This window comes from Acidiferrobacter thiooxydans, from assembly GCF_003333315.1.
Lineage (GTDB): Bacteria > Pseudomonadota > Gammaproteobacteria > Acidiferrobacterales > Acidiferrobacteraceae > Acidiferrobacter > Acidiferrobacter thiooxydans.
The window spans coordinates 1194279-1216098 of record NZ_PSYR01000001.1; the positions used below are offsets into that span (position 1 = coordinate 1194279).

A 21820-nucleotide genomic window follows, 5' to 3' on the forward strand; every position below is an offset into this window, starting at 1 on the left:
GACCTCAGTGTCCGATCGCGGCCGCGCCGCGCTCGCCGGTCAGGGCGTAATCCCGAAACCGATCGAGCCCGAACCCGGTGATGAGCGGGTGAGGGTGGTCGTGGGCCAGGGTGTGGGCCATGGTCTTGCCGCAGATGGGGGTCGCCTTGAATCCCCAGGTGCCCCAGCCGCCATCCAGATAGAAGCCGCGGATCGGGGTCTTGCCCATGATGGGCGCGAAGTCCGGCGTCATGTCGGCCATGCCCGCCCATTGGCGCACGACACCAACCTCCGACAGAAAGGGAAAGAGATCGAGCATGCGCGAGGCAAGCCCCTCGGCGAACTCCAGGGTCGAGCGTGTCTGATGCAGCTCGTAGGGGTCGAGCGCCGCCCCTAGCACCAGTTCGCCACGCGCCGATTGGCTGACATAGACATGCAGGCCGCTTGAGACCACGATCGGGTCGAGCCAGGGTTTCATGGGTTCTGTCACCATCGCCTGCAGCGGGTGGACGACGATGGGGCTTGCGATGCCGACCATATTCAAGACCCGCGGGGTGGAGCCGGCGACCGCGCACAGCACCTTGCCCGTGGCGATCGATCCGCGCGAGGTACGCACCCCGGTCACCTCGCCATGGGCGGTCTCGATGCCCAAGACCTCCGTTTGCTGGTGGATCTCGACGCCGAGCCTATCGGCGGCGCGGCCATAGCCCCAGGCCACGGCATCATGACGGGCGATAGCACCGGGTGCGTGATAGAGGGCGCCCACGATGGGTGCGTGACCGTCGCAGGAGAGGTCGATGCCGGGGATCGCCCTTTGGATCTCATCGGGACCCACGACCTCGGAGTCGACCTGGCAGTGCTTGTTGATCTCGGCGCGTTGGCGCATGGTGCGCAGTGCCGCATCGCTATGGGCGAGGGTGAAGTGACCGCGCGTGGCGTAGAAGAGATTGAGCCTGAGTTCCTGCGAGAGGTCGCGCCATAGGCGGATGGCGGCGTCATAGAAACGCACGCCTTCGACAGTGATGTAGTTGGAGCGGATGATGGTGGTATTACGCGCGGTGTTACCGCCGCCGATATAGCCCTTCTCCAGGACACAGATATTCCTCATGCCGTGGTCGTGAGCGAGGTAGTAGGCGGCGGCGAGCCCATGGCCCCCACCCCCCACGATGACCGCGTCATAGGTCTTGCGGAGGGCCTCGTGGCGCGTGAACATGCGCGGCTCCGGGTAGGCCTTGGAGAGGGCGAAACGCGCCAGACGCCAGGGCATGGCTAAGCCCTCAAGGCCGGCCGATCGCAGGCCCGCAGCCTGCGATCGGCGAGATGGTAAAGGCGGCGGCCAAGGGCCTGCGCGGTGTGGGGCGGTGTATCGCCATGACCCTACGCGCCCCCCGGTCGCGGGCGTGTAGGGTTGCGGCGCCCGCGAGGGGTCCGGGGCAACGGCCTCCCCTCCTGATACCGGTGGCCCGGGACAAAGGGGATGATGCGGACGGTGTGGTCATGATCATCAACAGACCTCTGGCTCGGAGATTCGTCCTAGGAACTATTAGTTCCTATTGTTCACCGTCGAGCGCGAGTAGTCAACAAGTTTTCTCTGTGGGAAACTTCGTACCGGGGGGCACCCCATCGAGGGAGGGTATGGCGAGTAGCGAGGTTGGCAAGGAAGGAGAGGAGGGGGCGCTCTGGCGTTATCTGGGCAACGCCATCCGGAGTTTGCGGCAAAGACAGGATCTTACGATCGCCGACGTCGCGGATCTCGCCGGCATCAGCCGCGGCATGTTGTCGAAGATCGAGAATGCGCAGACTGCGACCAGCCTCGAGACCTTGGCGCGACTGGCGCGCGCCCTGGGTGTATCCCTATCGGCGCTGTTTCGCAGTTACGATGTAAAGGAGGGGGGTGCCCAGCTGATCCGTCGTGGCGAGGGTATGGAGGTGGTGCGGCGCGGCACGAAGCGTGGACATACCTACCACCTGCTCGCCTATGACCAGGGGCCGACCAAGGTCTTCGAGCCGTTTCTGATCACCATCGATCATGAATCCGAGATCTTCCCGACCTTCGAGCACCCTGGGACCGAGTTCATCTATATGCTGGAAGGCGAGATCGAGTATCGCCACGGACAAGGGCGCTATCATCTCTTGCCGGGCGATGCCCTCACCTTCGCCGGCCATGTGCCGCACGGGCCGGAGCGCCTCATCCAGTGTCCCATCCGCTTTCTTTCGATCATCATCTATCCGACCGAGCGCTGACCGGGCCCTTGTGATCGCCACTGACCGCAGGGCGCCCTGTACAAGGCGGACCCCATGAGGCCGGACATCTCCGCAGGCACCGGCGGCCGCCCCCAGGCCCTTGCCCTTAGCGATGCCAAAGGCCCTCGTTGCCGGGCGTGCCCGGGGGCGATCGGCCCCCCGATGCAGGGGGGTGATCGACGATTCCGGCCGCATGGCGTGCGCACTCCCGTACCGCGCGCCTCGGCCACCCGCGCCCCATGACGCACACATAGACCCTCACAGCCCCGTCCTCTCCATGTGTCTGGCAAAGCGCTCAAGCCGCGACGGATCTCTGAAATGGGGCAGCATCGTCTACCGATAAACGGATATCGCCTGAAAAGAACGCAGGCACGACAAGGAATGCGGCCGTTACCTTGCGCACACCCGCTCGTAACCATCCCGCTTGTGTGGAATGATCATAAGCCACGAAGGCCTTTATGGTGGCGCTGGTATCCCACTGAGCCCCTGTGCGTGCTGCACGCCGCACGATCCTTACACACGCGTGTTGCCGATTCAGCCCTATTCCCGGGAAGCGCGATCTCCTGGGTCTCACGATGAATGCGCGCCACACTACGCGGCCGTGGCGCGACTCATGGGCTTTATGTCCTAAGCCAGAAGCGGGATCGCTGCGGCCGTGAGCGCGCTTTCCCCTCGACCAGTTCCTGAGTGCGGGCGTTGAGCGCTAGGCCCGTTTCGAATGAGCAGGATGGCGATCGACGGCCCTTCTGCGGATCGCAGCGAGGCATGAGGGGCGATGGCGGCATGCCGCCAGCAGGTCTCCTGTTCTATTTCCGCGCGTCATGGGATGCGACAAGGCTCGGGCCTGCCGTCTTCTCCCTCGCCTGTTTCAGGCGCTGTGCCGTCCTCGTGCGGTTCCTGATGTAGCCCCTCATCGTCGTGACGTCCTTGAGGGATACGCCGGGATGCAGGATCCTTGACGCGCCGCAGACGCATCCAGTCGCGATGGCGGCGCCCATCGGGCCGGTATGTACCCAGGCGGTGACGGGGCCACGTCCGGATCTTCCAGTGCGGGAGGTGGGTGGCGGCCTGCCGGCGCGCGAATCGCGGGCTTCTAACAGGGTCACGGCGGCTTGGGGTCGAGGGGCCGTTTTCGGGTGCGGGCGGTGCGATGTCCGGCGTCACCCGCGCGCGAGGGTCGGGGTTGCGCTGCGAGGGGTCGGTCGGGACATGCCCGGGGGACGGGGTCAGAGTGGGGTTCATGGGGGCTCCTCGGGTGGCGTCCCGCAGCTGCGGGGCGTAGGTTGGGATGCAGTGGTGCCAGCCTTCAAAAGGGTATGGCCGCTTGAAGCAGCATCAGGGTCTCGGCGCTCTGGCTGTCCGGGATGCGCGTGACACCTGGCGTCTGGCCAGGTGCGCCCGCAATCGGTATCGGGGCGGACCCGGCTGCCGACCACGTGGCGCGGCGGATCGTAAATGCGATCTCGAGGTGGTCGTCGACCCGGTAGTGGATCGCAAGGCCCAGGACGTTGTAGGGGCGATCGCCCAAGGACTCGCTGAGGCGCGCGCTCTCCAGGGTCTCTGTGGCGACATCGAGGGCGATGGGCGCGGTGATAGTGATCTGCGCGCCCACGGTGTAGCCGGTGAGGGCATGGAGCGTGACTACCAGGCGCCGGTCGATGGCGTAGTCCACACCCAATCCGATCCCGAGGTGGCCGCCGGTGGTGGTCTCGCCCCCGGGGTTGCCCGTGCCCGGGTCCGCCCCACGCACCTCGCGATGAAAACCCGCCCCGATATAGGGAATCAGTATGGTGTCGCGGTCTTGCCGCCACAGGTCATCGATGGCAAGGCCCAGGCGCGCGTCGAGGGCGGTCATGCGGGCCGTGCTCGATCCCTGCCCGGCAAGACCCAGCGCGCTATTGGCCTGATAATGGGCGGTCCCGAACGCGCCCGTAAATCGCAGCCCCCCATAGAGGCTGGCGCAGCGATGCCCGATATACCCAAGCCCCACGGTATAAACGGTCAGCCCGTCGCTTTCGGAATCCACCGGTACGGCATTCAGGGTCTCTTGATAACGTCCCATACCGTAGCCGATCCCGACGGACACCCCGTTTTGGGCACGACGGATGGCCCGGGGGATGCGCGCGGCCGGCGCCTGGGAAGAGACGGTGAGCAACAGCGCACTGACGATGAGCGTGTAGACAGGTTTCGAAGAGGTCATCCGTTTGCGCGGAAAATCCCGGCATCATTGGGGCCGTATCGCCCGTCAGGCCGGGAGGGATAGCGCGGCGGCGTAAGCCGCCCCTGTTCCCGCATCTCCTTTGTCTGGTGCTATCTTGGGCCACGAATATCCATAGCCGTCCGCCCGTGGGATCCGGGTGCCGAAGCGGTGATGGATGCCTTGAACCGATCATGGGGGACAACGATAGACGCAAAGATACCGTTTTGTCGTCCCGTATTATGGAGGGGTCCGGCGCGCGGCGATCTCGCCATGGGAAGAACCCGGGTACGGTCTAAGACAAGGGGCTTTGCCACGGCAGGAATGGGCCCAAGAACAGGTGTTCGTGAATGCCGGGCCTTGGGGGCGCAGGCGCGCAGGTCTGGGGCTGGCACCATCCCAGGTAGCCGCCGGCTGCGGGCCATTGGGGTGGCGTCTATTTACCGACTATTCGAATATGGTGTACGGGTATCGGTATGCCCTGGCGGTGCGGTCGCGAGCCGAGCCTGCTCAGTCGTATGCCCGACCGGTCTGCGGGCCGGAAACGGGGGCTTGCGCTCTCGTGCCCCCCTGAGGATGGACTTCTAGGAAAAACCATACGACAACTATGCTGACACAGGGGGTACGCACGGACCTTGCAATACGCCGACGATGGCTAAGAGGCGGGGTGAGGATCGCAGCGGGCGGGGTGATTACGACCCGTGCCGGTCAGGCCGCCGGGTGACATTGGGGTGGGAGAGGATACAAAACGGCAGCCCTGCCCGCGCGGCGCCTATTTTCCTCGCGTCTCGGGGGGATGAACCAGGCGCACGTTCGGGGTAGCCGCAGGCCTTGCGTCCTTGTGCGTTATGCGCCCCTCCTCGATCACCCGGCCCTTGTCCAGGCGGATATAGTAGTCGCAGAACTTGTTCACTTGGTCGGGGCTATGGGAGACGAGCAACAAGGTCATGCCGTTGCGGCGCAGCTCGGCAATTTTGGCGAGGCACTTTTCCTGAAAGGCCTGGTCGCCGACGGACAGTATCTCGTCGGCCAGCACGATGTCGGGCTCCAGGTGCACCGCGACCGCAAAGCCCAGCCGCATCTGCATCCCCGAGGAGTAATGCTTGAGCGGGGAGTCGATAAACCGCGAGAGTTCGGCGAACTCGACGATGGCCTCGAGGCGCTTGCGGACCTCGCGGTTCCGAAAGCCGTAGAGGCTCGCATTCAGAAAGACGTTCTCGTACCCCGTCAGTTCGGGGTTGAATCCCACACCGAGCTGAATGAGCGGCGCCACCCGCCCACGGGCGATGACATGCCCCGATGTGGGCGTCAGGATATTCGCGATCACCTGCAGGAGCGTGCTCTTCCCCGAGCCGTTATGACCCAAAAGCCCCAGGCTCTGACCTTGTCCGACATCGAAGCTCACGTCCGTCAGGGCTTGAAACCGTTCTCGCTGCTGGCGCTTGTCGGCGTGGAAGAGCCCGAGAAAGCGGGTCTTCAACGCCATGGCGCGGTTGTGATAGAGCGTGAACTCCTTGGAGACGTGGCTTACGGAGAGGGCCGGTGCGCTCATGCCTAGAGAAGCTCGATCAGCTGGGCGGCCTTCGCCCGAAACAGCGACATGCCCACGGTGGCGGTCATGGTCGCGAACACCGCCATCAGGCCCCATGTCGAGGGCGAGGGAATGCGGCCACTGTAGAGCAGGTCATGAAAGGCCGTGAAGAAATAGGTCAGTGGGTTCAAGGCAATGATGTCCCGGAAGATGTGGGAGTGGATCATGCTGACATCGAAGGTGATGGGGGTGACCCAGAAGAGGAACATCAGCAGAATCTCGATCAGATGCTTCAGGTCGCGGAATTCCACGTGCAGCACCGAGAACACGAGCGCGATACCCCAGCTAAAGATAATGAACAGGGCCAGCGCGAAGGGATAGAGCAGCATGTCCCAGTGATACACACCCCCGATCAGGGGGAACACTGCGAACAGGACCAGGAACGCCGCAATCGACAACACTAGGCTAAAGAGGACATTGGCGGTGGGCACCAAAATCCGCGGGAAATAGATCTTCTGCAGGAAACTTGACGCCCCTGTTAGGCTCTCGCAGCCCTGCAGGACCGCCTGGCTAAAGAGGTTATAGCTCACCACCCCGATAAAAATGTAGAGCACGTAATCCTTGATGTTGGACCGGAACACATGCGTAAAAATCACATCATAGAGGATAATCAGGGCAAGCGGATTGCCGAGCGACCAGGCAAACCCCAAGGCCGCGCCCTGGTAACGCACCCGGAAGTCCTTACGGATGAGGTTGTAGACCATGTCGCGGTATACCCACAACCGGCGAGCATGGGCAGCGAGTTGATTCAACACCAGAGGCCCCTTGACACCCAAATATAGACAGCACGCATCGATATTTCCCGGCAGGCGCCCGTCCCTCGTGCCTGTTTCCCGACACGCCCGCCGTGCCCCGAAGCCCTGTGTACTCATGCCGGGCGCCCCGGAACAATCAAAAATCCCTGCAATGCACCCCGTACCTTATCACGAAACAGGGTAGCGCATGAAACGGTCGCGACGGGGCCGGTTCTCGGCCCGATGGCCGGGCTTCGGTCCTTCCGGCCCGTTCCGATAGTCCCCGGCCTTTGGGCACCCAAGCGCGGGGTGGCCCGGCAATCACCGGGGTCCGGGATCTTCGCCAGCGCGCTATATTCGCAGATTGGCCGCAGGCGGTGTATCCGCGTATTGGCACCGGGGTGCTTGGGTCGTCCACCCAAACCGTTTTGCATTCCGGGCAGGCCCGCCGGCCGGCGAGAGAGGCGTACGCGCTCAGGGACCATCGCATGATGGGGCATGGGCCTCATGCGGGCGGGGAGGGCTAAGGGATGGGACGGGGATCGCGACCGGCGTGGCGATTGCGGCTTTCATGGGCCCGGCCGCTGGGGCGGCTCGTCCGTCGGCTGGGGCAGTTCGTAGGCAAGCAATGGCATCAGAGCGCCTGGGTCGCCGAGGGGCGGTTTCTGGTGGAGGGGATCCTGTGGGATGTGGCGCGCCGATGGCCGAGGTTGGGCGCGCGTAACCGTAGGCGACGCGTCGGGTCCGGTGACGAGGGACCGGTCCGCAGGCTTTCGGCCCTGCGCTTTGAGCTTGCCTGGGTGCCGATGGCGCATGCCCAGGGGCTCGAGATCGCGCACACCGCCACGCGGCTCGGTGTCCATGTCGGGACTGAGAATCTCACCCGTAACCAGACGGTCTGGTCGGATGCGATCCACGAGTCGGTGCTGGTATCGGCCTATCCGCTTGCCCTGTGGCTTGCCTCCTCGTGGTGGCGACTCCACTGGGAGCCGCTTCTGGCGCCGGGGGCCCATGTGACCCTCGAATGGCGCAAGGCCCATGAGATGGAGTCGGCAGGGTTTGGCTTCGTGTGGCCGCGGGTGCTGTTCGCCTCCGACGGCGAGGCGATGCAGATCTGGGCGGTGGCGGCGCGCTCGCGCAGCAAGAACCGCAAGGCGGTGCGCTATCTTACCGGGACCGAGGGTCCGGTGTCGGTGCCGCTTACGGACTTTACGCAGGGGGTGGATGATTTTATGGCGGCGACCGTGTGGCGGCTCAAGGTGCGTACGCGCCTCTATGGCGACAGCACCTTGAGAACGCTGTGGGATGATCTGCGCGGGGATAGGGCGGATCCTAGGCGCGCGCAATGGCGCCGCTGCGAGGCGGAGCTCGGATTCCCCATCGGCCAGTGTCCCAATGGCCTCATGGACAAGGCCCTGGCCCTTCAGGATGTCATGGGTCCGGCGGTCTCGGAGTTGCTGCCAGTCTATGGCAAGGCCGCAGGGCTTGCCTTCGTGCCACTCGAGGCGCTGTCGGGTACACCGGGGATCGCGGGGCGACCCATGGACCCCAGGGCCCCAAAGACGCGCACGGCCCCGCAGGGGGCCTCGTGGGCGCAGGCTGCGCTTATGGCCCATGAGGTGCGCGCGGCCATCGGGCTGGCGGCGGGTCCTCTGGAGGATAAGGTCTTATACGACCTCTTGGGGGTCCCGAAAGACACAAAGCCGCATGCGACCCTTGGGCCCGCCGCCCGGGCGGCGGTCGCGATCCCAGGGATCCGCGATGAATACCGCATCCTGATTCGCGAGGGCGACCGGCCCACCCAGCGCTTCGCATGGGCGCGGCTCTTTGCGGACTTTCTGTTGCCGGAGGCGGCGCGCGGCCCCTGGCTTGCCAGCACCGACCTCATGACCTGGCGCCAGAAGTACCAGCGGGCCTTGGCCGCCGAACTCCTGTGCCCCATAGAGGCCTTGAAGGCCTACCTGAACGGCAACACCTCGCCTGCCGGCGTCGATCTCGCCGCCCGGGATTTCGGGGTCCCGATCGAGATCGTGGAGGCGGTGCTTTCCTATAACGGCATCTTGTCCTCGCGGGTCCGGTTCGGGGAACCCAAGACCGGCTTTCCCTACTATCAGGGCCGCTTCGCCTCCGAGTTTGCCTGGCTTCCGGGCGGTAAGGGCGTGGCCACCTTCCGAAAAATGTAACCGAAGGCGACGTTCGCGCGTCTCATGAAAGGCTTAGAACGGGATGGGCGACAGCAGCGCCTTCGCCGGGCACGTCTGCGAGAGAGCGAGATGCATGTCGTCAGATCTTGGTCGCTTAAAAAAAGACGACCTGACGCCTAAGGTCGACAAACTGTCCCTTTACCGCTCGTGATGGCCGCGCTAATCGGTATAGAATGCCAAGCATGGTCCAGTGCGCTGGCAAGGCATGCGCCAGGGATAGGCAACATTGAGAGGAACAGGGCAGACGCGCCGAGCGCCCTATGCCCGTGACCAGGAGTCGGATTTGGGGAGGTCGCCGTGCCGCGGGTTTGGATGATCGCATTGTTTCCGATTGATCAAGGGTGATACGTCTTTTTCGCGGTGACTCCGGAAGGCTCCGGCCGGGTGTGCGGCATGACGGCACATTTGGGCTGATTTCCAAGAGCAGGAAGAGGGCGCAGGGTGGTTTGTTTGCGCAGCCTTTTGCATACCGAGGCACGTTTCCTCGTGCTGTTGGTAGTGGCGGCAGGCCAAGCTGCCGTCACGGGGCTGTGTGGATGGGCTTGAACTGGACGGGTTTTTGTGGAAAGGCAGTGTTTAGCAGAACCCGTGCGCCGATGTCTGCGAGGGGCATATAGATTGTAGGCACAGAGCGGGAGTGCCGCCGTCCGGCCAATTGCTGAATAGCCTAGGTGGGCGGGCGCGATTTCGCTGGTGCGTAAGGGCGGTTCGACGGCACCTTTGGCGGATGCCCTGGCGGGATCGCTGGGGTGGCAGGCAAGGAGAAGGGGATTTGCGCATCTTACATTTTGGTCGCTTTTACAATGATAGCTTTGGTGGCCTGGAGCGACATGTGGATGCGTTATTGCGGGGCCTTAAGTCGCATTGTGAAGCAGATAATCTGGTGGCACACGATCATTGGGCGCGTACCGTTATCTCAACCGGTAGCTATACGGTCTACAAGACGCCATCGCTCGGGAAAGTGGCGGGTACCGCCCTCTGTCCGACAATGCCATGGCTCGCCCGCGCGCTACATAGGGAGCGCGGTTATGATCTCGTTCACTTGCACCTCCCGGACCCCATGGCGCATCTCGCGGCGGCATTTTTGCCTGGGTCCGTAAAGCGCGTTATTACATGGCACAGCGATATTGTGCGCCAAAAGCGGCTCCTGAAACTCTATAGGCCCTTTCTGGGCGCCCTACTCAATCGGGCGGACGCGATCATTGTCCCAACGCCCGCCCATATCTCGTCGTCATCCCAACTCGGGGTGTGTCGAAGACCGGAACGTTACCATGTGGTGCCGTTTGGCATTGAGTATGGAGTGTTCGATAAGGCCGCGCAGCAACATCAGAGGATTGCGGATCTCAAGGCGAGTTTGGGGGGCGACAAGGTGCCCGTGCTCTTTGCTGTCGGTCGGCACGTGTATTACAAAGGTTTCGAGTATCTCATTCGGGCGATGATCCATGTGCCTCAGGGAATTTTGGTGGTCGGCGGGGATGGGCCGCTTACGTCGGATCTTAGGGCGATGAGTACATCTTTAGGGCTCGGGGCGCGAGTCCGTTTCGTTGGGCGGATCCCCGATGCAGAGCTCCCTTTCTACTATCACGCCTGTGATGCCTTCTGTATGCCCTCGGTGGCCCCGGCCGAGGCCTTTGGACTTGTGCAGCTCGAGGCCATGGCCTGTGGCAAACCTGTCGTTTGCTGCGAGCTGCATAACGGAGTCACGTATGTCAATCGCGACGGGGAAACCGGACTGGTTGTACCGCCTCGGGACCCGCAAGCTTTGGCAGCCGCCATCAATAAGCTGCTCGGTAATCCAGCTCTCCGGCAACGCTTGGGAGAACGAGGACGCAACCGTGCCCGGACCGAGTTTTCATTGGACGCGATGGTAGCCGGCACGCTCGCGGTGTACGAAAGGGTGCTGGGAAGGGATGCCGAGGCATGGACGCATGCGCGCCCAGAAGATGACCGTGCTCAGGTAGCCGCGCGGCAATAGCCGTGAATAATGAGGGCCGGTCTTCACTCTGTTGCGTCTGCCGACGATGATAGAGAGGGACCATGTTACAGACTACGAGTTGATAGGTTAATGGATATCAGCGGTGGTGGAGTTGATGGGTGAATAAGCGCTGACGAAGGACGGGATCCATTGGGAGGGCGAGATAACGTGATCGAAGGCGTGGGGGATGCGTCCTTAGCTGGATGTGAGGCAGAGGAGCGTCCTCGTCTGCGTTGGGCTTGCTATGGTGATGTCACGTTTTGCCCAGCATGTGTATTGCGCATGGCCAGATGAGCTGAATCCAGCTGAGCTTCGCGTCCTGTAACCGTAAGAGATCAAGCGAGTGACAGGCGTGGGGGTGGCAATGGGGTGGCGAGACGCAATCGGTTTGGGTTCTAGGATGCTCCCTATTTAGGCCTATTGGGTGGCAAGCCTCCGGAGATTCTCCTGGTGGGTGGGGGGGCCACGGGCCCCACCGGTGCTCCACTTGGATGAGCGGTCTCTGGAGCGATGGGCTGTGGGCGCTGGTTAGGACCCTATTCGGCACTCTTTTAGGTGAGGGGTTACTGCGGGGACCCCGAAAGCGATCACTGACCCTTGGCCCCTAACCGGCGGCGGGGCTGGCGATGGGGCTATGGGGGGGTTGTGTCTTGACCCCCTGGTCGGCCAGATAGAGGGAATGAACGGGAGAGGGTGAGGTTTAATATGGGATTGCAGCGCTACCAAAAAAGAAGGGTCATTCGCGGCGGGATCGGTGAGCCTAGCCCGTCAATTTCCCTTGTTAAGATAGTCGCCTGATGCCACTTATTGTTGCGGTAGATGCGACGGGCCTCGGCCGCGTTAAGACCGGCACCGCGGTCTACGTTTTGGAAATCCTGCGGATATGGAATGAGGATAAGCATCTCACGGCCCATTTCCATGTCTTCGTAAGCCCAAAAACCAAGCACTATTTCGATGAACTGAGTCTTGATAGCCGCTTTGAGTATCATTTTGCGCCCGATGGCCGGGGCGTTCGCAGCCTATGGCAGCATCTGGTTTTGCCGTTCGCGGTGGCCCGTGTTCGCTGCGATGTGCATTGGGGCGCGACATTTGTCGTGCCCGTGTTGTCGCGTTGTCCGTGTGTCGTGACCGTGCATGATATGACCTTCCAAACCCTACCTGCTGTTCACGAGCGGGTGAAGCGCTGGTATTTTGGTACCGTGATCGGCTGGTCGCTCGCGAAGGCGCGCGTCGCGCTTGCGATCTCTGAGACGACGAAGGCCGACATTGCGCGCCTATACCCCGCTATTGCGCAGAAGATTCGTGTGACGCTCTTAGGTCCACGAGCCTTTGGTGGCGAGGTCGTAGGCCGATTGGCGGCGGATGGGAGTCCGGAGCCCTACGTCTTGGCGATCGGCACCCTTGAGCCCCGCAAGAATTTGCCGCGCCTGCTGCGTGCTTGGTGCGCGCTTGCGCCTGCGATCCGCGGACGGACTCGTTTGTATGTGGCGGGGCCGGATGGCTGGATGATGGGGGAGTTGAGCGCGCGAGAGACACAAGAGGCCTACGGAGTGCAGTTTTTGGGATATTTTGAGGAGGCTCGATTGCGTGAGCTTTTGCAAGGAGCGATGCTTCTGGCCTATCCGTCGCTTTATGAAGGTTTTGGGCTCCCGGTGATTGAGGCTATGAGCGTGGGGGTGCCGGTGCTTACGAGCGGGGTGGGGGCAACGGCCGAGGTGGCAGGCGATGCGGCGTACTTGGTCGATCCCCTCGATCAGGAGTCGATACGTACGGGCTTGGAGCGATTGCTTAAGGACCCAGGTTTGCGTGAGACATTGAGCGCCAGGGGCCGTGCTCGCGCGGCGACTTTCTCGTGGAGGCGCACGGCCGAACTGACGTTTCAGGCGCTAGAAGAGGTCGCGAGGCGATCTTGATGGAGGGCTTCTGGCCCCTTGAGACGCAGTCGCCCCATAAGCAATAGACACTATGCTTGCCGCGTAAGCGGGCAAGCCGTTTTGACGGATGGACGGAGTCGGAGTGACGTTTAAGATCGCGGTGGACGCATGCAGCCTGTACCGGCCGTTGACTGGTGTGGGCCGCTATACGCATGAGCTCTGTAGAGAACTGAGTCAGGACCTGAACACGGATGTGATATTCGCCTGTGGTTGGCGTTGGCAGCGGGACTTTCCTGTGCCCCTGAACGCCGATACCCGAGGTCGGATCGAGGCCATTCGTGCGGGTCTCCCTGGGGGTCAGGCCCTGATCTACGGCGTGAAGGCCTTGGCCTACCGTGCTTTGGCCCGCTACCATCGGCCCAACGTGGTTTTTGCCCCCGGTTTTTTGATTCCGCCGCTGGCTGTGCCGACCGTGATCACGGTTCATGATCTATCCCATATCCGCTTTCCCGAGACCCATCCGGCCGAAAGACTCCGGCTTTTTCTTAAACACTTAGGAAAGAGTATTGCGCGCGCCGCCGCAGTTTTGACTATCTCTCAGTTCAGCGCCGATGAGATCGTGCGGGAGTTTCCGGACGTCCGGGACCGGCTTCATATTATTGCGCCAGGGGTCCGGGATATCTTTACGCCAAATGGAGATCCCCACGAAAGCGTGAGCCCCCTATCCTTGCCGAATGACAGTCGGCCGTTTTTTCTGTTTCTGGCCACCCTTGAGCCACGCAAGAATCTGGGGCGCTTACTGGCGGCGTATGCCCAGTTGCCAGCGCGTATGAGAGCCGAATATCGGCTTGTGATCGCGGGCCAAATCGGCTGGAAGATGGACGACTTAGCGGGGACCCTTCAGCAGATGGTGCGCGCCGGCGAAGTGCAGCTTTTGGGCCATGTGCGAGACCAAGACCTCCCGGGGCTCTACCGTCGGGCATCGGCCCTTGTATATCCCTCGCTCTACGAGGGCTTTGGTCTGCCGCCGTTAGAGGCCATGGCCTGCGGTTGCGTGACCGTGGTCGCGACTACGAGCGCGATACCCGAAGCCTGTGGGGATGCCGGGCTCTATGTTGATCCGTGGGATACAGAGGGATTGGCCGCGGCCATGATCCAGATTGTAGAGGATACCGCGTTGCGAGCGACTCTGCGGGAGCGGGGCTTTCAGCGGGCGCGGCTCTTTCGATGGGAGGAGGCGGGGCGACAATTGCGTACCGTTTTGGTGCAAGCGGGGGAGCTTGGCGTTAGGTGAAAAGGGGTGTGCACGATGCCCTTGATGGTAGGATATCTGTGGATTGCGCTCATTCACCAGTTTTCTGCTGACAAAGAGGAACCGCTGTGGCAGCATCCGGGGACTTGGGAGCGGTTTTTGGAGACGAAAAATAATGTCTTTGGTCGGCCGCCAAGCAGGATAGATCAGGGGCAGAAAGGAGTCGGCTCGCCTTTAAAGAGGCACCGACAAAAATCATGGGCGATCGCAGGGGCGGTTTATGGATAGAACAAAAAAAGGGGTACGATGAAGAAGGCATTGATTACCGGTGTGACCGGCCAGGATGGGGCTTATCTGGCCGAGTTACTCTTAGACAAAGGTTATGAGGTCCATGGCTTGAAGCGCCGGTCTTCGCTCTTTAATACCGCGCGCGTGGATCATCTGTATAAAGACCCCCATGAATCGGATACCCGGTTTCTGTTGCACCACGGCGATCTCACCGATACCTCAAGTCTGCAGCGCGTCATTCAAGCGGTCCAGCCCGACGAGATCTACAACTTGGCGGCACAAAGTCATGTCGCCGTGAGTTTCGAGGAGCCTGAGTATACCGCTAACGCGGATGGTCTTGGCGCCTTGCGAATACTAGAGGCCATTCGGATGCTGGGCCTGGGTAAGAAGACCCGCTATTACCAGGCGTCCACTTCAGAGCTTTTTGGCAAGGTGCAAGAGGTCCCACAGCGGGAGACGACGCCTTTCTACCCGCGTAGCCCCTATGCGGTGGCTAAGCTGTACGCCTATTGGATCACAGTAAACTACCGCGAGGCCTATGGCCTCTATGCCTGTAACGGCATTCTCTTTAATCACGAGTCGCCGGTTCGGGGTGAGACCTTTGTGACCCGCAAGATCACGCGTGCCTTGGCCCGCATCGTCTTAGGTCTACAGAAACGCCTGTATTTGGGGAACTTGTCGGCGGCGCGCGACTGGGGGCATGCCAAGGATTACGTCGAGATGCAGTGGTTGATGCTCCAGCAAGAAAAGCCCGAAGACTTCGTGATCGCCTCTGGAACCCAATACACGGTGCGCGCCTTTGTCGAGGCGGCAGCAGCTGAGATGGGAATTCGGTTACGGTGGGAAGGCGAAGGCTTAGGGGAAAAGGGGATTGTCGCAAGCCTTGACCCCGATCGCCTGCCAAAGGATGTGGTAAACCCCTTGACGGTGGGGGCTGTCATTGTGACGGTGGATCCGCGGTACTTTCGGCCGTCCGAGGTGGAGTCCCTCCTGGGGGACGCTAGCCTCGCGCGCACCAAATTGGGGTGGGTGCCCAAGATCTCTTTCGAGGAGTTGGTGCGCGAGATGGCCAGAACCGATCTCAAGGCGGCACAGTGTGATGATCTGATTCGCCGTCACGGTTACCCGTCTTATAATTACCACGAGTAGGCCTGTGACTCAAAAGAGGGCCTTGATTTGCGGTGTGACGGGACAGGACGGGGCCTATTTGGCGCAGTTGCTCCTCGGGAAGGGCTATCAGGTATGGGGTACGTCACGAAAGGGGCATACAGCTAGGATCGCCAATCTGGCCACCTTGGGGATTGCCGATCAGGTCCAGATAGAGTCTATGGTGCTTGTGGACCCCCAAAGCATTCGCGATGTGGTGGAACGCGTTCAGCCAGATGAAATTTATCACCTAGCGGGCCAAAGCTCAGTGGGGCTCTCGTTCCAGGAGCCGCGGGAGACCTGGGAAGGTATTGCGACGGGAACCGTGAATCTCCTGGAGGCGGTGCGGTTAAGTGACCGCCCAATAAGGTTTTACCACGCTGGGTCCAGTGAGTGTTTTGGGGATACGCAAGGCGAGTGTGCCGACGAGACAACGCCCTTTAGGCCCAAAAGTCCTTATGCGGTCGCGAAAGCGGCCGCCACATGGTCTGTGGCCACTTATCGTGAGGCCTACGGCCTTTATGCTTGTACCGGAATTTTATTTAACCACGAGTCGCCACTCCGGCCGGATCGGTTTGTCACCAGAAAGATTGTGGCAGCGGCCTGCCGCATTGCGGCGGGCAGTGACGAGAAGCTGCATCTTGGTAACGTATCTATCCAGCGGGATTGGGGCTGGGCCCCAGAATATGTGGAGTCCATGTATCGGATGCTCCAACAAGAGAACCCTGATGACTATGTGATTGCCACCGGTCACACAATCTCTCTGGAGCAGTTTGTGGGCATCACTTTTACAAATGTGGATCGGCAATGGCGGGAGCATGTGGTGATAGATAACGATTTACTGCGACCTACGGAAGTGGCGGTGGGATGCGCTAATCCCGCTAAGGCGGCAAGGGTGCTCGGTTGGCGCGCCACGTCTGGTGTAAAGGACGTTATTGCCAAGCTCATTACGGCAGAAAGGGAGCGCGATTGGGGTGATAGCCGGTAGACCTGGGGGGTTTTGGGCGCGTAGGGCTTGGCCGTGATCTGAAGAAGCAGAGACGTGAACGCGTCCCTGGTGGCTTGCCAGTAGCGTTTCTTTGTTGGGGTGTCCCACTTTTCTAGGTAGATGGCTAAAAAAGTGGGTCGGTGTCGGTCTTTAGTGGCAGGTTACTATTCAGGAAAGGCTCGAGTTGTCGCCTTGCTAATGGAATTTCGGGGCGCATGGCGGCTACTCGGATTGGGGTGCTATCGATGAGCGACAACTTTTACAGGGCTTTTGAGGAGAAGTACCGCGGTCCAAGGGATTTGATATTGGCCCGTCTTGCTATTTACGGCCCTTTTATCTTGCCGTTAAAGACTATTTATCCTGCCCCCCCGCTATTGATTTGGGCTGCGGCCGAGGCGAATGGCTCGAATTCCTGTTGGATGAGGCTTGTTCACCACTCGGTATTGACCAAGATGAGGAAATGCTGCAAAGCTGCCGCGAGCGAAGCCTACCTGCACAGCAGGGCGACGGAGTCGCTTATCTCGCTACGCTCCCGGACGAGAGCCAGGCTGTCGTCTCCGCCTTTCATGTCGTCGAACACCTTTCTTTTGATCAGCTGCGTACGGTGGTTTCCAGTGCACTTCGTGTATTGAAGCCGGGCGGTTTACTCATTATGGAGACCCCAAACCCCGAAAATATCGTCGTTGCCACCTGTAATTTCTGGCTAGATCCGACGCATTTGCGGCCGATACCTCCTCAACTACTCTCCTTTTTGCCGGAGTATTATGGGTTTGTTCGCACCAAGATTTTGCGCCTCCAGGAGTCCAAGGAGTTGGCGGCAAACGAATCACCGACTCTGAACGATGTGCTGCGGGGGGCCAGTCCCGACTATGCAGTCGTTGCGCAAAAAGCGGCGCCTAACGAAACCTTGGTGCTTTTCGACCGGGCGTTTAACCAAGAGTATGGACTATCTCTTAACATCTTAGCTGAACGCTACGACGGTTCAATCAGCGCTCGCGCCACCCAGGCCGAAGCTCGCGCCACCCAGGCCGAAGCTCGCGCCACCCAGGCCGAAGCTCGCGCCACCCAGGCCGAAGCTCGCGCCACCCAGGCCGAAGCTCGCGCCACGGCTTTACTGAACAGCACTTCCTCGCGTTTTACCACACCCTTGCGTTGCCTTGGTTCGGTCGCGCGCGGCTTACGCGCGAATCCTTGGAAGTCCGGAGCGAAAAGTTTGATCCAGCATGCCGCATCTTACATCCGTAGGCGCCCGTGGCTCAAGAAAGCGTCCTTAACCCTCTTAAACTGGTTTCCTGGTTTAAGATCACGGCTGTTTCGAGTCGTTAGCGGCGCGACAATGCTACCGGATCAACCCCCAAGCGGGCCAGTTGTTGTCGCGCACCTTACCCCTTACGCCCGTCAGATCTATGCTAATCTTAAAACTGCCATCGAGCGTCATCAGAAGGGAAATAGCTGATGCGCATCGTCATTGATATGCAGGGCGCGCAGACGGGAAACCGTTTACGGGGCATCGGTCGATATACAATTGCAATCGCGCAAGCCATTGTACGTAACCGGGGCGAGCATGAAATTCTCCTTATGCTCAACGACCTATTTCCTGAAACCATCGAACCAATCCGAGCTAAGTTTGATGGCCTCCTGCCACAGAAGAATATCTGCGCGTGGTGTTCTCCTGCGCCTGTGCACATGATGGATGAGGCCAATAGCTGGCGTCGCCGGGCGGCGGAGATTATCCGTGAGGCATTCCTGGCCGACTTGAAGCCAGATGTGATTATGGTAACCAGCCTGTTTGAAGGTCTGAGGGATAACGCTGTGACCAGCGTTGGGGTTCTGCACCACATCCAGACTGCCGTCATCCTCTATGATCTGATCCCGCTCATCTATCGCCGGCCATATCTGGAAAATGCCGTGGTTGAGCAATGGTATGAAGCTAAGCTAGGCCACTTACGCCGGGCCGATCTGTTGCTGGCTATCTCCGCATCTGCGGGACAGGAAGCCATAGACCACCTCGGTTTCCCTGTTAAACAGGTAGTAAATGTGGGGACGGCGGTGGACCCTCAGTTTAGGCAGAGGGATACTCCAACGGAAACTGCCGTTGGTGCTCGTGCTCGCCTTGGTCTGACCAAGCCTTTCGTGATGTACACAGGAGGCGCCGACCATCGCAAAAATATCGAAGGCTTGATAGCCGCCTTTGCTCTGCTTCCAGAAGCTCTGCGAAAAAGCCACCAGTTAGCGATTGTCTGTAAGATCGACGAAGCGGCTAGGGCGACGGTCATGCAGCATGCACGAAAACATAATTTAGCCGCCGACGCAGTCGTGCTCACGGGCTATATTCCAGAAGACGATCTGATTGCCCTCTATCATATTTGTGCGGGTTTTGTCTTCCCCAGTTGGCACGAAGGGTTTGGCCTGCCCGCCCTGGAGGCCATGGCCTGTGGTGCACCGGTAATTGCCAGCAATACCTCTAGCCTTCCAGAAGTGGTGGGTTGGGAAGAGGCGTTGTTCGATCCCTTCGATGTCACGAGCATCGCCAGCAAACTCACGCGGGTCTTGACGGATGAGGAGTTCCGGAGGCAACTCGTCGCACATGGTTTGCAACAGGCAGAGCGCTTTTCCTGGGACGACAGTGCGCGGTGTGCCATTGCTGCGCTGGAGGCGCTGGATGCGCGTCAAATCGGACCCGCCGCCATCCCTCCGCAGAGCATGCCTCGCCCCAAGCTCGCTTATGTCTCGCCATTGCCGCCGGAAAGAAGCGGCATTAGTGATTATAGTTCCGAGTTGCTGCCTGAGTTATCCCGCTTTTACGATATCGAGATCATCACCGATCAGGAAACGGTACAACCCGCATGGCTTCGGAGTTTGTTCTCCGTTCGTACTAGTACGTGGCTAAGCGAGAACGTCCACCGATACGACCGGGTGCTATACCATTTTGGTAACTCGCACTTCCATCAGCACATGTTCGACTTACTGGCGATTGTGCCGGGTGTGGTGGTGCTGCACGACTTTTTTCTCTCCGGAGTCGTCCACTGGCTGGACCATACTGGAAGACGCCCAGGATACTGGACGCGGTCACTCTACTACAGCCATGGGTATGCAGCACTGGAGCAGCGTATCAAGCGGGATAACCACGAATCGGTAATATGGGATTATCCCTGTAGTCGTGAGGTATTGGATGGCGCGCTAGGCGTCATCGTTCATAGTGATTTTTCCTGTCGTCTCGCCAAACAATGGTACGGGTCAGGCGCTGCGGATGACTGGGCAATCATCCCGCATTTGCGCAGCTCTGTACATGGGGTTGATCGCTGGCAAGCCCGACGGGACCTGAAACTACCGGGAGCTGCTTTTGTCGTTTGCAGCTTTGGTGTTCTTGGGCGTCACAAACTTAACCACCGGTTACTTGAAGCTTGGCTCGCCTCGCCACTGGCGCATGATACGCGTTGCCAACTCATATTCGTGGGAGAGAATCACGACGGCGACTATGGTGCAAGCCTTATGGCCGCCATCCGCCGCAGTGGGTGTAGTGAACGAATCCATATTACCGGATGGGCCGATACTATCGCCTATCGGCAATATCTCGCCGCTGCGGATCTCTCCGTACAGTTGCGTACCCTGTCGAGAGGAGAAACTTCGGGTACTGTGCTCGATTGCATGAATTATGGACTTGTCACCATCGTCAATGCCAATGGCTCAATGGCTCATTTACCGCAAGATGCCGTATGGATGCTGCAAGACGAATTTAGTAACGCCGAGTTAGTTCATGCGCTGGAAACCTTGTGGCTTGATGACACGCGGCGCATGCAAATGGGTAAAAGGGCACGGCAGACCATCCTAACCCGTCATTCCCCACGCGCTTGCGCTGAGCAATATCACGAGACAATGGAAAAGGTTTATGGCCGGGCAAACGCTGGTCATTTCGGGGCCATGGCGCAGGTCGGGGAACTGCCTCACGACGCGGACGATGCGAGCTTGCAGGCATTGGCTATGTGTATGGCGCGAAATCGACCAAAAAAGTCGGCTCACCTATTGTTGGTGGATATTTCAGAACTGGCTGAACGCGATGCAAGAAGCGGTATTCAGCGTGTGGTACGCAGCATCCTCCAACAGTTGCTCGCTCATCCGCCAGCCGGGTACCGAGTGGAACCTATCTATGCGACTGCTGATTATGGTTACCGCTATGCCCGTCAATTCACCTTGCGTTTCTTAGAATGCCCGGAAACCATTTTGGCAGACGATCCGGTAGAGTTTCAGTCTGGCGATCTGTTTTTAGGGTTGGACTTGCAGCCGCAAGTGGTGCAAGCGCGGCAGGCGTTTTATCAGCAACTGCGTAATCACGGGGTACAGGTGCAATTCGTGGTGTATGATTTGTTGCCGATTCTCCTCCCCACAGCCTTTCCTGCCGGTGCAAAGGAGTCGCATCTGGCTTGGTTAAGGGTGGTGGCCGAAAACGATGGTGCCATTTGTATTTCTCAGGCGGTAGCAGATGAGCTAAAAGAATGGCTTGGGAAAAACGGCCTCACTCGACAACGTAAATTTTCAATCAGTTGGTTTCATCTGGGCGCGGATATGGACCAGTCGAAACCGACCAAGGGCATACTTGAAGAAGCCCATGTCTGCTTGACGCAGTTGGCAGATCGGCCCAGTTTTTTGATGGTAGGAACCATTGAACCGCGGAAAAAGCATGCTCAAGCTCTCGCTGCGTTCGAGGAGTTATGGGCGCAGGGACAGGATGTTAATCTTGTGATCGTCGGCAAGCAGGGCTGGATGGTTGAGGCGCTCATTAAGCAGTTGAAAACGCACGTTGAATTGCATAAACGGCTCTTCTGGCTGGAGGGTATCAGCGATGAATGCCTTGAAAAGGTATACGCAGCCAGCACCTGCTTGATCGCGGCTAGCGAAGGCGAAGGTTACGGCTTGCCGCTGATTGAGGCCGCACAATACAAATTACCCATCATCGCCCGCGACATCCCTGTTTTCCGTGAGGTGGCAGGTAATTACGCTTTCTATTTCACCGGGCTCACTCCTGAGGATTTGGCCAAGGCAGTCCGAGACTGGCTGACGCGACATGCGCAGGACAAAGCGCCATCATCCGAAAATATGCCATTGCTTACGTGGCGTCAGAGCACACAGAAACTACTTACTGTAATTCTGCCCGAGGCCGATCTAGCGGGCAACGAGGGGTGATCGAATTGAACCCGGCAATCATTATCCATTTCCGCGAGAGCTTCGACGAGATGCTCGGGTGGCGGCCGCCAAGCGTCTCCTCTCCCGCATTGACTTCCACTACACCCCGAAGCGTGCGAGCTGTCTCAATATGGCCGAGATGGAAATCAGTATCCCCTCACACCAGT

General features: G+C 59.9%; 13 protein-coding genes. 9 read left to right on the forward strand and 4 right to left on the reverse strand.

Annotated features, from left to right (window positions below):
* Positions 1 to 4: 4 nt before the first annotated feature.
* A complete protein-coding gene (locus C4900_RS06005; RefSeq protein ID WP_114282617.1) occupies positions 5 to 1246 on the reverse strand; it encodes an FAD-dependent oxidoreductase in 1242 nt (413 codons plus the stop codon).
* A 368-nt stretch (positions 1247 to 1614) separates the two neighbouring features.
* Between C4900_RS06005 and C4900_RS06010 the strand changes: the two genes are divergently transcribed.
* Complete coding sequence (locus tag C4900_RS06010; protein ID WP_065971277.1) at positions 1615 to 2223, forward strand: helix-turn-helix domain-containing protein; 609 nt, start codon at positions 1615 to 1617, stop codon at positions 2221 to 2223.
* Between the two features lie 1306 nt (positions 2224 to 3529).
* Here C4900_RS06010 and C4900_RS06020 read toward each other — a convergent pair.
* From C4900_RS06020 to C4900_RS06035, 3 genes are all read right to left on the reverse strand, one after another.
* On the reverse strand, positions 3530 to 4423 hold the full coding sequence (locus tag C4900_RS06020; RefSeq protein ID WP_114282622.1) for an outer membrane beta-barrel protein: 894 nt from the start codon (positions 4421 to 4423) through the stop codon (positions 3530 to 3532).
* A 769-nt stretch (positions 4424 to 5192) separates the two neighbouring features.
* Positions 5193 to 5972, reverse strand: a complete 780-nt coding sequence (locus C4900_RS06030; protein ID WP_114282624.1) for an ABC transporter ATP-binding protein — start codon at positions 5970 to 5972, stop codon at positions 5193 to 5195.
* Between the two features lie 2 nt (positions 5973 to 5974).
* Positions 5975 to 6766 (reverse strand): ABC transporter permease, encoded by a 792-nt coding sequence (locus C4900_RS06035; protein ID WP_211306789.1) that lies wholly within the window; start codon positions 6764 to 6766, stop codon positions 5975 to 5977.
* A gap of 509 nt (positions 6767 to 7275) precedes the next feature.
* Here C4900_RS06035 and C4900_RS06040 point away from each other — a divergent pair.
* The 8 genes from C4900_RS06040 (at position 7276) to C4900_RS06075 (ending at position 21653) form a co-directional block, all read left to right on the forward strand.
* Positions 7276 to 8928: a hypothetical protein gene (locus tag C4900_RS06040; protein ID WP_114282628.1), complete on the forward strand. Its 1653-nt coding sequence runs from the start codon at positions 7276 to 7278 to the stop codon at positions 8926 to 8928.
* 793 nt (positions 8929 to 9721) lie between these two features.
* Complete coding sequence (locus tag C4900_RS06045; RefSeq protein WP_211306790.1) at positions 9722 to 10924, forward strand: glycosyltransferase; 1203 nt, start codon at positions 9722 to 9724, stop codon at positions 10922 to 10924.
* Between the two features lie 797 nt (positions 10925 to 11721).
* Positions 11722 to 12837, forward strand: coding sequence for a glycosyltransferase family 4 protein (locus C4900_RS06050; protein WP_110136666.1), 1116 nt, complete (start codon positions 11722 to 11724; stop codon positions 12835 to 12837).
* Between the two features lie 103 nt (positions 12838 to 12940).
* Positions 12941 to 14092, forward strand: coding sequence for a glycosyltransferase family 4 protein (locus C4900_RS06055; protein WP_168185597.1), 1152 nt, complete (start codon positions 12941 to 12943; stop codon positions 14090 to 14092).
* 264 nt (positions 14093 to 14356) lie between these two features.
* Positions 14357 to 15487, forward strand: coding sequence for a GDP-mannose 4,6-dehydratase (gene gmd / locus C4900_RS06060; protein ID WP_110136668.1), 1131 nt, complete (start codon positions 14357 to 14359; stop codon positions 15485 to 15487).
* 4 nt (positions 15488 to 15491) lie between these two features.
* Positions 15492 to 16472 (forward strand): GDP-mannose 4,6-dehydratase, encoded by a 981-nt coding sequence (locus C4900_RS06065; RefSeq protein WP_114282632.1) that lies wholly within the window; start codon positions 15492 to 15494, stop codon positions 16470 to 16472.
* Between the two features lie 415 nt (positions 16473 to 16887).
* Entirely contained in the window at positions 16888 to 17928 is a 1041-nt protein-coding gene (locus C4900_RS06070; protein ID WP_233431948.1) for a methyltransferase domain-containing protein, read from the forward strand.
* Entirely contained in the window at positions 17928 to 21653 is a 3726-nt protein-coding gene (locus C4900_RS06075) for a glycosyltransferase (protein ID WP_114282636.1), read from the forward strand. The genes C4900_RS06070 and C4900_RS06075 overlap by 1 nt, the downstream gene beginning before the upstream one ends.
* Positions 21654 to 21820: the final 167 nt, after the last annotated feature.